This window comes from Actinomadura terrae, from assembly GCF_022751215.1.
Taxonomy (GTDB): Bacteria; Actinomycetota; Actinomycetes; order Streptosporangiales; family Streptosporangiaceae; genus Spirillospora; species Spirillospora terrae.
The window spans coordinates 1297651-1309997 of sequence record NZ_JAICDG010000002.1; the positions used below are offsets into that span (position 1 = coordinate 1297651).

The 12347-nt window shown below is 72.0% G+C and carries 13 protein-coding genes; 6 read left to right on the forward strand and 7 right to left on the reverse strand.

Annotated elements, in window-relative coordinates; genetic code table 11:
* Nucleotides 1-298: 298 nt before the first annotated feature.
* The gene (locus K2F47_RS15895; protein WP_242903807.1) at nucleotides 299-1798 is read right to left on the reverse strand and encodes an aldehyde dehydrogenase family protein; all 1500 of its coding nucleotides are present in this window, start codon (nucleotides 1796-1798) and stop codon (nucleotides 299-301) included.
* Between the two features lie 164 nt (nucleotides 1799-1962).
* Complete coding sequence (locus tag K2F47_RS15900; RefSeq protein ID WP_242903809.1) at nucleotides 1963-2784, reverse strand: SDR family oxidoreductase; 822 nt, start codon at nucleotides 2782-2784, stop codon at nucleotides 1963-1965.
* Between the two features lie 134 nt (nucleotides 2785-2918).
* Here K2F47_RS15900 and K2F47_RS15905 point away from each other — a divergent pair, with 134 nt between their 5' ends.
* Both K2F47_RS15905 and K2F47_RS15910 read left to right on the forward strand, forming a co-directional pair.
* Nucleotides 2919-3587, forward strand: a complete 669-nt coding sequence (locus tag K2F47_RS15905) for a TetR/AcrR family transcriptional regulator (protein WP_242903811.1) — start codon at nucleotides 2919-2921, stop codon at nucleotides 3585-3587.
* Nucleotides 3588-3751: 164 nt separating this feature from the next.
* Entirely contained in the window at nucleotides 3752-4249 is a 498-nt protein-coding gene (locus K2F47_RS15910; RefSeq protein ID WP_242903813.1) for a DUF11 domain-containing protein, read from the forward strand.
* A gap of 113 nt (nucleotides 4250-4362) precedes the next feature.
* Here K2F47_RS15910 and K2F47_RS15915 read toward each other — a convergent pair whose 3' ends face one another.
* From K2F47_RS15915 to nucS, 3 genes are all read right to left on the reverse strand, one after another.
* The gene (locus K2F47_RS15915; RefSeq protein WP_242903815.1) at nucleotides 4363-5151 is read right to left on the reverse strand and encodes a site-2 protease family protein; all 789 of its coding nucleotides are present in this window, start codon (nucleotides 5149-5151) and stop codon (nucleotides 4363-4365) included.
* Nucleotides 5152-5239: 88 nt separating this feature from the next.
* Nucleotides 5240-5647 carry a DUF3224 domain-containing protein gene (locus K2F47_RS15920; protein ID WP_242903817.1) on the reverse strand — a complete coding sequence of 136 codons (408 nt, stop codon included), beginning with the start codon at nucleotides 5645-5647 and terminating at the stop codon, nucleotides 5240-5242.
* 198 nt (nucleotides 5648-5845) lie between these two features.
* Nucleotides 5846-6526 carry an endonuclease NucS gene (nucS, locus tag K2F47_RS15925; RefSeq protein WP_242903819.1) on the reverse strand — a complete coding sequence of 227 codons (681 nt, stop codon included), beginning with the start codon at nucleotides 6524-6526 and terminating at the stop codon, nucleotides 5846-5848.
* A 224-nt stretch (nucleotides 6527-6750) separates the two neighbouring features.
* Here nucS and K2F47_RS15930 point away from each other — a divergent pair, with 224 nt between their 5' ends.
* The gene (locus tag K2F47_RS15930) at nucleotides 6751-6966 is read left to right on the forward strand and encodes a hypothetical protein (RefSeq protein WP_242903821.1); all 216 of its coding nucleotides are present in this window, start codon (nucleotides 6751-6753) and stop codon (nucleotides 6964-6966) included.
* Nucleotides 6967-6981: 15 nt separating this feature from the next.
* On the opposite strand, the gene K2F47_RS15935 is transcribed toward K2F47_RS15930, so the two are convergent.
* A complete protein-coding gene (locus K2F47_RS15935) occupies nucleotides 6982-7968 on the reverse strand; it encodes an LLM class flavin-dependent oxidoreductase (RefSeq protein ID WP_242903823.1) in 987 nt (328 codons plus the stop codon).
* 56 nt (nucleotides 7969-8024) lie between these two features.
* Between K2F47_RS15935 and K2F47_RS15940 the strand changes: the two genes are divergently transcribed.
* From K2F47_RS15940 to K2F47_RS15950, 3 genes are read left to right on the forward strand one after another with little or no spacing between them, the layout of a single operon-like run.
* Nucleotides 8025-9584: a 3-hydroxyacyl-CoA dehydrogenase family protein gene (locus tag K2F47_RS15940; protein ID WP_242903825.1), complete on the forward strand. Its 1560-nt coding sequence runs from the start codon at nucleotides 8025-8027 to the stop codon at nucleotides 9582-9584.
* Nucleotides 9585-9628: 44 nt separating this feature from the next.
* Entirely contained in the window at nucleotides 9629-9940 is a 312-nt protein-coding gene (locus tag K2F47_RS15945) for an Rv1322 family protein (RefSeq protein ID WP_242903827.1), read from the forward strand.
* Nucleotides 9941-9993: 53 nt separating this feature from the next.
* The gene (locus tag K2F47_RS15950) at nucleotides 9994-10710 is read left to right on the forward strand and encodes an alpha/beta hydrolase (RefSeq protein WP_242903829.1); all 717 of its coding nucleotides are present in this window, start codon (nucleotides 9994-9996) and stop codon (nucleotides 10708-10710) included.
* Between the two features lie 10 nt (nucleotides 10711-10720).
* On the opposite strand, the gene K2F47_RS15955 is transcribed toward K2F47_RS15950, so the two are convergent.
* The gene (locus tag K2F47_RS15955; RefSeq protein WP_242903831.1) at nucleotides 10721-12184 is read right to left on the reverse strand and encodes an AI-2E family transporter; all 1464 of its coding nucleotides are present in this window, start codon (nucleotides 12182-12184) and stop codon (nucleotides 10721-10723) included.
* Between the last annotated feature and the right edge of the window lie 163 nt (nucleotides 12185-12347).

The following is a 12347-nucleotide window of genomic DNA, read 5'->3' on the forward strand; positions in this document are numbered from 1 at the left end:
CAGTGCGGCGGCGTCACCGCTTGAGGGCCTTCGCCAGCCGGACGCGGCGGGCGTGCTTGGCCTCGGCGCGCAGCGCGGCCACTCGGTCGTTGACCAGGTCCCTGGAGATTTCCGGGCGGATCATGTGCTTCTCCTTGTTCCTGCCGGGCCCCCTCGGCCCGACAAGTACAAGGTTCTCGCTAAGGCGCCCCTCCCGGCATCGGGACTAAGCCTTATCTCCCGGCCTCAGAACCGCCTTAGGCGCGGCGCTCGCGGGCCGGACGTCCTAGGCGGCGGCCTAGTGCCTTAGGCCAGGGCCTCAGCGCTTGTAGCGGCGGCCGTGGAGCATGGTGATCAGCCCGAGGACGCGGGCCATCTCCTTCTCCGTCCGGGCGAACGAGGTCAGCGTCGTCGAGCCGAACCGCTGGCGGGTGATCGCCTTGGCGCGGCTGAACTCGCGCAGCCCGTCCGCGCCGTGCACGCGGCCGAACCCCGACTCGCCGACGCCGCCGAACGGCAGCGCCGCGATGTTCGCGAACGCGGCGAAGGAGTTGATCGAGGTCATGCCCGAGCGCATCCGCCGGGCGGCCTCCAGCGCGCGCGACCGGTTGCCGGAGAAGATCGTCCCGGCGAGGCCGTAGGCGCCGCGGTTGGCCCGCTCGATCCCCTCGTCGAGGTCCTTGACGCGGTGGACGGTGATCGTCGGCCCGAACGTCTCCTCGCTCACGGCGGACGAGTCGTCCGGCACGCCCGTGAGCACGACCGGCTCCACATACGGCTTGCGGACGGACTCCACGCCCCCGACGACGGCCTTGCCGCCCTTGTCGAGCGCGTCCCTGATGTGCCGCTCGATGACGTCGAGCTGCCCCGGCATCGTGATCGGCCCGTAGGCGGCCTCCCGGTCGAAGCCCGGACGCAGGTCGCGGGCCTTGTCGGTGAGCAGGCCGAGGAATTTGTCGTACACCTCGTCCACGACGTAGATCCGCTCGACCCCGATGCAGGTCTGGCCCGCGTTCGCCATCGCGCCCCACAGCGCGGCGTCGGCGGCGGCGTCGAGGTCGGCGTCGGCGTCCACGAGGCAGGCGTCCTTGCCGCCGCACTCGGCGACGAGCGGGGTGAGGTTCGCGGCGCAGGCGGCCATGACGCGCTTGGCGGTCCGCGCCGAGCCGGTGAACGCGATCTTGTCGACGCCGGGGGAGCCCGCGAGCGCCGCGCCGGTCGCGCCGTGCCCGGTGACCACCTGGAGGACGGGCTGCTCGGGGACGACCCCCGCGACCAGGCTCGCGAGCAGCTCGCCGACGCCCGGGGTGAACTCCGACGGCTTGAACACCACCGTGTTCCCGGCGGCGAGCGCGTAGCCGATCGCGCCCATCGGCGTGAAGACCGGGTAGTTCCAGGGGCCGATGACGCCGACGACGCCGAGCGGCTGGTACTCCACGACGCAGCGCTGGTTGATCGACATCAGGCCCGGGAAGACGGTGCGCGGCCCGAGGACCTTCTCGGCGTTGCGGGCGGCCCAGTCCAGATGGGTGATCGCCATGACCGTCTCGAGCTGGGCGTCCTGGAGCGGCTTGCCGGTCTCCTGGTGGATCAGCTCGGCCATCCGGTTCAGGTGCCGGGTGAGCGCGCCCTTGACGTTCAGCAGCCGGAGCCGCCGCTCCTTCCAGCCGAGGGCGCTCCACCAGGCGGCCGCCTCGCGGGCTCTCCCGACCGCCTCGGCCACGGCCGCCTCATCATGGACGGGATGCTCGGCGACGACCTCCCCGGTGGCCGGGTTGAGGGACGCGAACGTCTCGGCGTGCTCCGTGGCCACGGACATGGGAACCTCCCGGGAGGGGCCTTATAAGGACGTGCCTGAAGTTGTGAACCCGCTTAGAAGAGCACTCTACGGCCGCCCGGTCATGTCGATGCGCCGCGAACGGATCGGGCGGGCCCTCCAGGAGTTGGAGGACCCACCCGTGAACCGAAGGTCGCGCCGGTGGATCAGCGGAAGTCGTCGGCGTGGTCGGCGGCCCACTCGGCGAACGTCCGGCCGGGGCGGCCGGTGATCCGCTCGACCTCGGGCGAGACCTCGGGCGGACGGTGCTCGGCCTCCTTGCGGAGCTGGAGCAGAACGTCGACGATGCCCTCGCGCATGTAGGGCATCTTGAGCATCCGCTCCCGCGCCTCCTCGGGGCTGATCTCCTCGAAGCGCGTCGGACGCCCCACCGCCTCGCCGATGAGCCGCACCATCTCCGGCTGGCTGATCCCCTCCGGGCCGCTCAGCACCGGCTTGGCGCCGACCAGGTCGTCGGTCAGCAGGGCCCGCGCGGCGACGGCGGCGATGTCGCGCTCGTGGATCGGCGTGTCGCGCGCCGCCGCGTACGGCTCCCGCACCGGCTCCCCGGCGCGGATGTCCTCACGCCATCCCAGCGCGTTCGACGCGAACTGGCCGGGACGCAGCAACGTCCACTCCAGGCCGGACTCCTCGACGGCCCGCTCCATCCGCAGGTGCTTTCCGGCCAGCTCGTTGTCGGGTTTGGGGTCGGCGGCGGCGGCCGAGGACAGCATCACGATCCGCCGGACCCCGGCGTCCCGGGCGCGGTCGAGCAGGTCGCCGAGCCCGTTCCAGAACACGGCGGGGTTGAGGAAGAGGGACGTGACGCCGTCCAGCGGCATCTCGTCGGTACGGGCCACCTCGGCGTCGGCGGGCAGGTGCGCGGTCGCGGGGTCGCGGGTCAGCGCCCGGACCGGGGCGCCCGCGCCCAGCAGCTCGCCTACCAGGTGGCGGCCGACGTTTCCGGTGGCTCCGGTTACAAGGATCATCGTTCCGGTTCTCTCGATCATGTCGATACGGGGATGTACCCCCACGAAGGGGGCACACCCAGGTTCAACCAAACGGATAAACTTGTCAACCAACCGGATGGCTGAATCGGACGTCGGCCGGTTACGATGAGGCCGTGTCCGAAACCACGAGGCCGCGCCGCCGCGCACCCGAGCCCACCGAACGCAAGGTCGACGCGGAGCGCTCGCGGCGGCTGCTCCTCGAAGCGGCGCTGGACGAGTTCTCCGCCAAGGGGTTCGCGGGCGCCCGCGTCCAGGACATCGCCGACCGCGCCGGCGTGAACAAACAGCTGATCAACTACTACTTCGGCGGCAAGGAGGGCCTGTACCGCGCGATCGGCCGCCGCTGGCTGGAGCGCGAGGCCGAGTTCAACGACCCGGCCGTCCCGTTGGACGAGCTGATGGTCCGCTACCTGCGGCACGCCCTCGACGACCCGCGCGGCTCGCGGCTGAACGTCTGGCGCGGCCTCACCGAGGACGCCGACCGGGTCGCCGACGAGATCCCGGAGGAGTTCGTCGAGGACCTCTCCGACATGGAGCGCCGCAAGGCCGAGGGCCAGATCGCCGACGACCTCGACCCGGCCGCCGTCATGCTGCTGATGATGAGCGCGGTCGCGGCCCCCGTCGTGATGCCGCTGGCCGTCCGCCGCGTCTTCGGCGTGAGCGCCACCTCACCCGAGTTCCAGGACCGCTACGCCGACCAACTCCGCCGCATCATCCGCCGCCTGGCGGCAAGCCCGCAGGACACCCGGCCCCCCGGCACCGGAGACGCTCCCACCTCCTGAAGGCCGGGATTCACGCCGAGGACGACGAGGCCGCCGCGCAATGGCGGCTAACGCAGCACGCGCGCAATGGCGGCGAAACGCGGGACGCCGCGACCGGCTATGGCCAATTTTGTTGATCTTGTGTCGGTTAGGATTTCTGCTGCCGCTCTCCGAAAGGAATCCCGATGAAGCGCATGTCCCTTATGTTAAGTGCTGCCCTGGTGGGCTCGGCGCTCCTCCCGGCCGCCCACGCGACCGCCGATGAACCGCCGACCGCCGACCTCAAGGTGACCTTCGCCGGTCCCGCGACAATCACCGTTAACGTCCCGGTCACCTACCGGCTGACCGTTCGGAACGAAGGCCCCGCCACCGTCCAGCAAACCAGTTTCTCTGGAATTCACTCTACCGGCATCGGCATTTTGAACAGCAGTATCACCGGTGCCACCGGCTGGTGCGGTTTCGGTCCCAACGACTTCGGATGCGCGATCGCCGGAGCGCTGGCTCCCGGTGAAACCAAGATCGTCGCCTTCAAGGGCATCGTGCGCTCGCCGGACATCCCGCTGGTCTCGTTCACCATGCGCGTACCGACCACGAACGGCGAAATCGTCGATCCCGTACCGGGCGACAACAGTGCACAGGTGATATCCGACGTCGTGTCGGCGGCCCCGGTCGCCTCACACTGACCGGCGCCGAACCGACGGCCGTCTCCGAACCGAGGCCATTGTTCGGAGACGGCCGTCGGGAGCACGGCTCACTGAGGGCGTGACGCTCCGCGGGACGTGGGGCGTGACGCGTATCAGTCGTTCCAGAAGGTGAAGAGGGAATGGCCGAGGGCGACCGCGAACTCGCCCACGCCGAGCGCGTCGGTGATGTTGTAGACGCCGTCGAAGAACGCGTTGTTGATCGGCCTGATCCACAGGATCGCGATCAGGACGAGGAACGCGTAGCCGCCGTACGCGGCGGCCTGGTCGGCCCAGCGGCGCGGCAGGTAGGGCTCGATGATGCCGAAGCCGTCCAGCCCCGGAATCGGCAGCAGGTTCAAGATCGCGGCGGTGACCTGGAGGAACGTCAGGAACGCGATGCCCAGCCAGAAGACGCCGTGGTCCTGGTGGGCGAAGTTCTTGTAGAGCACCGCCAGCATCACCGCGAAGATCGCGTTGGACAGCGGGCCCGCCGCGGAGATCAGGCTGTGCCGCAGCCTGCCCCGGATCGAGTGCCGCTCGATCCACACGGCGCCGCCCGGCAGGCCGATCCCGCCGAGCAGGATGAACACGACCGGGATCACGAAGCTGAGCAGCACGTCGGAGTACTTCAGCGGGTTCAGCGTGAGGTAGCCCTTGGCGGCGACGCTGCGGTCGCCCGACCGGTAGGCCATGTAGGCGTGCCCGAACTCGTGCACCGACAGCGACAGGACCCACGCGGACAGCACGAACCCGAACAACGCGATCCGTGCGGGCTTATCGGGGTTCTCCCCGTATCGCCAGGCGATCAGCCCGAACAGGACGGTCGCCCCCACGATCGCGAGGAACACCGGGCTCGGCTGGATCGCCGACCTCCCGGGCGCCGCCCCCTTCGTCATCCGCATTCTCAAGGCCCCTCTCGCCCCGTCCGATCGCCCCTCGACGCTACCGCCTGACCCGTATGCCCCGTGTCAGTCCCCGGCGGGCCGCAGGTCAGTCCAGCGTGTACTCCAGCGTCCAGGAGTGCGAGCCGTCCTCGCCGACCGTGATCGTCCCGGACCCGCGCAGGCCGGCCAGCTCGCCGGTGCCGGTCGTCGGGACGATCTGCCAGCGCAGCCACTGGGTATCGGACGTGCCGTCCTCGCTGCCCGCGCTGTGCTGGAGGACGAACGTCCCCTCCCGCCCGTGCAGGATGCCCTGGACGTGCTCCACCGCCACGTAGGCGACCGGCCCGGCGGCGGACTCCACGGCGATCATCTCCGTCGTGCTCGTGCCCACCAGGTCGCCGTGGAAGGTCTTGCCGATGTGCGCCCGGGACAGCTTGTTGCCGCCCTGCTCGTCATAGGGCTTCTCGCCGTCCCAGGAGGCGATGTCGAAGGTGCCGCTGGCGTGAAGGGTCATGCCGCCATGATGCCGGACGGCGACGACAACCCCGGCCACCTGAACAAGGCGACCCCGGCCCGCACGCGAGCGCGCTACCTGAGCGGTGGGGCGAAGCCGGAGGCGAGCCCCACCGCGAAGATCGCGAAGCGATCCGCGCTCGCACAAGATCGGTCGAGGGGGCGAGCCGCTAGGCGAGCCCCCTCGGGCCGAGATTGATCAAAATAGAGTGCCCTCGTGCTCGATGCCGCGGAGGGCGTCGTAGTCGAGGGTGACGCAGTGGATGCCGCGGTCCACCGCGAGGACGCGGGCCTGCGGTTTGATCTCCTGCGCGGCGAAGATCCCGCGGACGGGCGCGAGGTGCGGGTCGCGGTTGAGCAGTTCGAGGTAGCGGGTGAGCTGCTCGACGCCGTCTATCTCGCCGCGCCGCTTGATCTCGACGGCGACGGTGGCGTTGCCCGCGTCCCGGCAGAGGATGTCGACCGGGCCGATGGCGGTCGGGTACTCGCGGCGGATCAGGGACCAGCCGTCCCCGAGCGTGGTGATGTGCTCGGCGAGCAGTTCCTGGAGGTGCGCCTCCACGCCGTCCTTCTGGAGGCCGGGGTCCAGGCCGAGTTCGTGGCTGGTGTCGTGCAGGACCTCCTCGATGGTGAGGATGAGCCGTTCGCCCGACTTGCCGTGCGTGACCGTCCAGCGGGCGATGGCGCCGTTCTCCTCGAACGGCTCCTCGCGCAGCGAGCACGGCGGGTTCATCCAGTTGAGGGGCTTGAAGGCGCGGTCGTCGGCGTGGATGCTCACGCTTCCGTCCGCCTTGATCAGGATGAGCCTGGGGGCCATGGGGAGGTGGGCGGTGAGCTTTCCGGCGTAGTCCACGCTGCACCGGGCGATTACGAGACGCACGCTGCCCCACCTTAGTGACGCCGCCGACCGCACGCGTCCCAACCGCCGACGCCGACGTCCTAGGTGCTGTTGGCGCCGCTGTGACCTGCGTAAGTACGGCTAAGGCGGTGAATCTAGGGCGTCGTCCTCATGTGCCGGCACCCCCCTTAGGACGAGTCTGTACTTACCGGGCCGGAACCAGCGGCCCGAAGACGGAGGGGTAGGCCGTGATCCACCACGACATCATGAGTTCGGTCGCGCGGGAGCGGGTGCGCGACCTGCGCGCGGAGGCGGCCGCCGGACGCAGGGCCGGGATCGTCCGCCGGGCCCGCGCGTTCTGGGAGGAGCGCGCCACGGTCCTGGCGGCGCGCCCGGCCCGGCGGCGGGTGTCCGCGGGCGGCCCCCGCAGCGCCGCGCAGGGACGCTGCGTCCCGAGCCGGGGCACCGTCCAGGCGCGCTGACGGCGGGCACATCGATCAGGGGAGGGAGGTCCGGACCTTGGGGAGCACTTCGGCGCCGAGGCGGGCGATGTTGTCCAGCGTGGCGCGGTGGGAGCCGGCCGCCTCGACGAGCAGCAGCAGGTGCCGGACGCCGGTGCGGTCGGCGGTCGTGACGAGCGACTCCACGCAGTCGTCCGGCGAGCCGACCGGATGCAGGTCGCACATGCGGCGCGTGTAGGCGACGGGGTCGCGGGGCGGGCGGGGGCGGTCGTCGACGGGGACGTAGCCGTCCAGCCCGGGGCCGAGCCAGCGCGGCATCTCCGCGAGCAGGGTCGCGACGGCCTCCTCGCGGGTGTCGGCGACCTGCGCGACATGGGTCGAGACGTGGGGGGCGTCCGGCAGGCCGTGGCGGGCGACGGCGGCGGCCTTCTCCTCGTCGCCGACGTGCATGCCGAGCAGCATCGGCAGGCCGCGTTCGGCCGCGATCCTCTCGGACGCGGCGGACGTGCACGCCACCACCACCGGCGGAGGAACCGCCGCACGCGGCACGACCGGCACCTCGCGGAACCGGAAGTGCTCGCCGTGCCAGGCGAGCCGGTCCGAGCGCAGCCAGGTCAGGAGCAGATCGAGGGATTCGGCGAAACCGGTCTCGTACCGGGGCAGGCCGGTGCCGAAGACCTCCAGGTCGCGCCAGGGGCCGCCGCGTCCGACACCGAGCCGGAACCGGCCGCCCGACAGCAGCGACAGCAGCGCCGCCTGCTCGGCGAGCGCGACCGGGTGCTGGTTGGACAGGACGCTGACGGCCGTCCCGACGTGGACGCGGCGGGTCAGCGCCAGCAGGTGCCCGGCGAGGACGGTCGCCGACGGGACGACCCCGTAGGACATGAAGTGGTGTTCGGCGAGCCACACGTCGTCGAACCCGGCGTGCTCGGCGGCGACGGCGGCCTCGACGGTGCGGGCGAGGGCGGCGGCGTCGTCCTGGTGGGGGAATCGGGCGGCGAGGAGGAAGATTCCGAAGCGCACATCTCCTCTCGTACCCGGCATGGGCGGGGGGCGTGCGCTCTGCGAGACTGCCGTTCATGACTGGGACGTTCAGCAGGGTCGGGGTCGTCGGGCTGGGCACGATGGGCGCGGGCATCGCGGAGGTGCTGGCGCGCGGCGGCCTGCCGGTCGTCGGCGTCGAGGTGGACGCGGACGCGCTGGAGCGGGGACGCGGGCACCTGGAGCGCTCGACGGGACGCGCGGTCAAGCGCGGCAGGCTGACCGAGGAGGCCCGGCAGGAGATCCTGGGCCGCGTCACGCTGTCGGTCGACTTCGCCGACCTCGGCGACTGCGACCTGGTCGTCGAGGCCGTCCCGGAGCGGCTCGACCTGAAGCACCGCGTGTTCGCCCGGCTGGACGGGGTGTGCCGCGACGACGCCGTGCTCGCGTCCAACACCTCGTCGCTGTCGGTCACCGACATCGCGGTCGCGACCGGGCGTCCCGCGAAGGTCGTCGGGGTGCACTTCTTCAACCCGGCGCCGGTCATGAAGCTGGTCGAGGTCATCCGGACGGTGCTCACCGAGCCCGAGGCGGTGGAGCGCGTCGCCGCGCTCGCCCGGGACCTCGGCAAGACGCCGGTGACGATCGGCGACCGCGCCGGGTTCGTCGCGAACCGGCTGCTGTTCGGGTACCTGAACCAGGCCGCGCACATGCTGGAGTCCGGGCACGCGACCCGCGACGACATCGACACCGCCATGAAGGACGGCGCGGGCCTGCCGATGGGCCCGTTCACGCTCATGGACCTGATCGGCCTCGACACCTGCCTCCAGGTGCTGGAGGCGATCTACGCCGAGACCCGCGACCGCCGCCACGCGCCCGCGCCGGTGCTGCGCGAGCTGGTGACCGCCGGGCTGCTCGGACGCAAGACCGGGCGCGGCTTCTACGACGGGCAGGAGGCGGCCGCCGAGGAGCCCGCCGACGCCGCGCCGACGCCCACCGTCGGCGTGCTCGGCACCGGCCCGCTCGCCGACGCGTTCGCCGCCCATTGCGACAGCGCGGGCGCCCAGGTCAGGACCGCCGAGGCCGACCTCGGCGAGTGCGATCTGATCATCGAGTGCGCGCAGGACGCGGCGGCCGGGCAGGCCCTGCTCGCCACCGCAGCCGAGGCCGCCAAGGACGGCGCCGTGCTCGCCACCGCCTCGGGGCCGGTGATCGCGCGCGCCATGGCGACGGGACGTCCCGGCGACGTCGTCGGACTGCACCTGCCCGAGGCCGGCGGCGCGCTCGCCGAGATCGCCGCCACGGCTGCGACCGGGCCCGGCGTCGCCGACCGGGCCGCCGGGCTGGCGCGGCGGATCGGCCTGACCCCCGTCCGCTGCGGCGACCGCGCCGGGTTCATCGTGGACGCGCTGCGCTTCCCCTACCTCAACGACGCCGCGACGATGCTCGGCGCCGGATACGCGGACGCCGACGCGATCGACGCGGCGATGACGCTCGGCTGCGGGTACCCGTCCGGGCCGGTCGCCGATCTCGACCGGCTCGGGCTCGACCGGGCGGTCACCGTCCTGCGCGCGCTGTACGACGAGACCCGCGACCCGGCGTTCGCCCCGGCGCCGCTGCTCGCGGCGCACCGCGCCGCCGGCCGCCCGCTCCGCTGACCGCGCGCGTTCCGTTCGCGCATCCGGCCCCTATCCTGACAATCATGAGCCCCCGCAAGAACCGCCGCGCCGTCTCGGGCCCCCGCCCGCGACCCGGCGGCTGGGCCGAGGCGTCAGAGGACGGCCCGGACGGCTCCTGGGTCGTCCGGATGATCGCGGGGGCGAACGCGACGAAGCCGTACCGGTGCCCCGGATGCGACCAGGAGATCCCGCCGGGCGTCGCGCACGTCGTGGCGTGGCCCGCCGACGGGCGCGGCGGCGCCGACGACCGGCGGCACTGGCACCGGCCGTGCTGGCAGGCACGGGGCCGCCGCGCGCCGCGCGTCCGGCGGTCGAGGGACGCGCCGCGCTACTGAGGGCACGCCACTGAAGCCGCGGTACCGAGGCCACGGCACTGAAGAGGAGAACGATGGGGGACATCAGGGCGTCGAGCGTGCTTCCGGCGCGGCGCGAGGACATCACCCTGCACACCGCCGACGGGCTGGAGCTCGTCGGCGAGCTGGCGCTGCCGCCGGAGCGGCCGCCGGTCGCGACGCTGGTCTGCCTGCATCCGCTGCCGACCGCCGAGGGCATGATGGACAGCCACGTCCTGCGCAAGGCGTCCTACCGGCTGCCCGCGCTCGCCGACCTCGCCGTCCTCCGGTTCAACACGCGGGGGACGACCTCGGCGCGCGGTACAAGCGAGGGCGAGTTCGGCGAGGGCGAGACCGAGCGGTACGACGTCGCGGCGGCGCTGGAGTACACCGAGTACCACGACCTGCCCCGGCCCTGGCTGCTCGGCTGGTCGTTCGGTACCGAGCTGGCCCTCAAGTGGGGGCGCGACCCGCTGGTCGAGGGCGCGATCCTGCTGTCCCCGCCGCTGCACCGCGCCACCGACGCCGACCTGGACGCGTGGGGCGCCGACGGGCGTCCGGTGGTCGCGCTCATCCCCGAGTTCGACGACTACCTGCGTCCGGACGAGGCGCGCGAGCGGTTCAAGCGCGTCCCGCAGGCGGAGGTCGTCGCGGTCGAGAACGCCAAGCACCTGTGGGTGGGGGAGCCCTACGTCCGGAGGGTGCTGAACGAGATCGTCCAGCGGGTCGCGCCGGACGCCCACCCCCTGCCCACCACGTGGGACGGCCCCTGACCGCCCCCGTCTACAGCGTCTCCTGCCGGGGCATGAGCACCTCGCGGATGATCAGGGAGATCGCGGCGGCGGTCGGGATCGCCAGCAGCGCGCCGACCACGCCGAGCAGCGCCGCGCCGATGAGCGCCGCCACGATCGTCACCGCGGGCTGGACGTCCACCGTGCGCTTCATCACGCGCGGGTAGATGAGGTAGTTCTCCACCTGCTGGTAGATCACGTAGAAGGCGATGCAGATCGAGCCGTCGGTGACCGTCCCGGTGAGGAAGGCGACCAGGCACACCACGATCGCGCCGACCGTGGCGCCGACCAGCGGGATCAGGTCGGTGACCGCGACGATCAGCGCCAGCGCGAGCGCGTACTTCACGCCCATGATCTCAAGGAAGATGTAGGACGACAGGCCCGCGATGAACGCGATCGTGAACTGGCCCGCGACGTACCCGCCGATGCGGTCGAGGATCTCGTCGCCGAGCAGCGCGACCCGCGCCCGCCGCGAGCGCGGCGCCAGCTGGTAGAAGAACGTCTTGATCTGCGGCAGCGAGCTCAGGAAGTACAGCGTCAGGATCAGGATCGTGATCGTCTGGAAGACGCCGTTGATCGCGACCTTGCCGATCCCGGTGGCGGTGTCGGTGAGGCCGTCCTGGAAGCCCTTGCTGTTGACGGCCTTCTGCGCGCGGTCGAGCAGCCCGTAGCGCTTGTCCCACTCGGCGAGGCGCTTGTTGTGCTGGAGCTGCGTGACGTAGTCGGGGATGTTCTTGCGCAGCTCCGTGACCTGCTCGGACACCGGCTGGACGAGCGAGGCGACGAACCCCGCGAAGAACGCGATCACGCCCAGGAACACCGTGCCGACCGCGAAGCCGCGCGGCAGCCCGAGCCGCCGCAGCCGCTCCACCGCCGGGTTCAGCCCGACCGCGAGGAACATCGCCACCACGATCATCACGATCACGGACTTGGCGTTCGTGGCGGCCTTCACCAGCATCCAGGCGGTGATCACGCCGAGCGCGGCGGTGAACCCGAAGACGAACGGGTGCGAGCGGCCGAGCGGCTCGCCGGGCCGTCCGAACGGGAACCGGTGGTCGACGCCCGCCTCGCGGCGCCGCTGCTCGATGTCGTGCGCGGGGTCGGGCGCGCCCGGCTCGGGCTTGACGGGCTTGGCGGCGTCCTCCTCGCGGGGCCGCTCCACCGGCCCGCCGGTCGCCGGATCGCGCTCGCCGAACGGTTTGTCGGCCTTCTCCGGATCGAGCGCGCCGCTCGGCATCTTCGCCTCCTCGGCGGGACGGTCCGGACCGTCCTCGGCGCCCTCGTCCCCGCCGGAGCCGCCCTCAGCGGCCCCGCCCTCGGGGATCTCGTCCTCGGGCGCGTCGTCGGTGGCGGTGCCGGTGCCGGTGTCGGCGGGCGGGGACGGTGCGGGGACCGCGCGGCGGCCTTCGCCGGAGGCCGCCGCCGGGCGGTCCTCGTGGGGGGTCTCGTCGGGCACGCCGATCTCTCTTCCTCTTCCGTCCTGCCATCCGCCGGGCGTGTGGCCTGGGCCGAAGGCCACCTCACATCGGGTAGATGACGGAAAGCCTAGAGGCAGTTCACGCCTCTAGGCTTTCCGATCACACGGCTTACCCGGTCGCGGCCGGTCAGGTGCCGGTGGG

Bases quoted from the DNA above. Each gene is read 5' to 3' on its own strand.
- K2F47_RS15895 (WP_242903807.1), bottom strand. From the start codon at position 1,798: ATGTCCGTGGCCACGGAGCACGCCGAGACGTTCGCGTCCCTCAACCCG.
- K2F47_RS15900 (WP_242903809.1), bottom strand. From the start codon at position 2,784: ATGATCCTTGTAACCGGAGCCACCGGAAACGTCGGCCGCCACCTGGTA.
- K2F47_RS15910 (WP_242903813.1), top strand. From the start codon at position 3,752: ATGAAGCGCATGTCCCTTATGTTAAGTGCTGCCCTGGTGGGCTCGGCG.
- K2F47_RS15915 (WP_242903815.1), bottom strand. From the start codon at position 5,151: ATGCGGATGACGAAGGGGGCGGCGCCCGGGAGGTCGGCGATCCAGCCG.
- K2F47_RS15920 (WP_242903817.1), bottom strand. From the start codon at position 5,647: ATGACCCTTCACGCCAGCGGCACCTTCGACATCGCCTCCTGGGACGGC.
- K2F47_RS15930 (WP_242903821.1), top strand. From the start codon at position 6,751: ATGAGTTCGGTCGCGCGGGAGCGGGTGCGCGACCTGCGCGCGGAGGCG.
- K2F47_RS15940 (WP_242903825.1), top strand. From the start codon at position 8,025: ATGACTGGGACGTTCAGCAGGGTCGGGGTCGTCGGGCTGGGCACGATG.
- K2F47_RS15945 (WP_242903827.1), top strand. From the start codon at position 9,629: ATGAGCCCCCGCAAGAACCGCCGCGCCGTCTCGGGCCCCCGCCCGCGA.
- K2F47_RS15950 (WP_242903829.1), top strand. From the start codon at position 9,994: ATGGGGGACATCAGGGCGTCGAGCGTGCTTCCGGCGCGGCGCGAGGAC.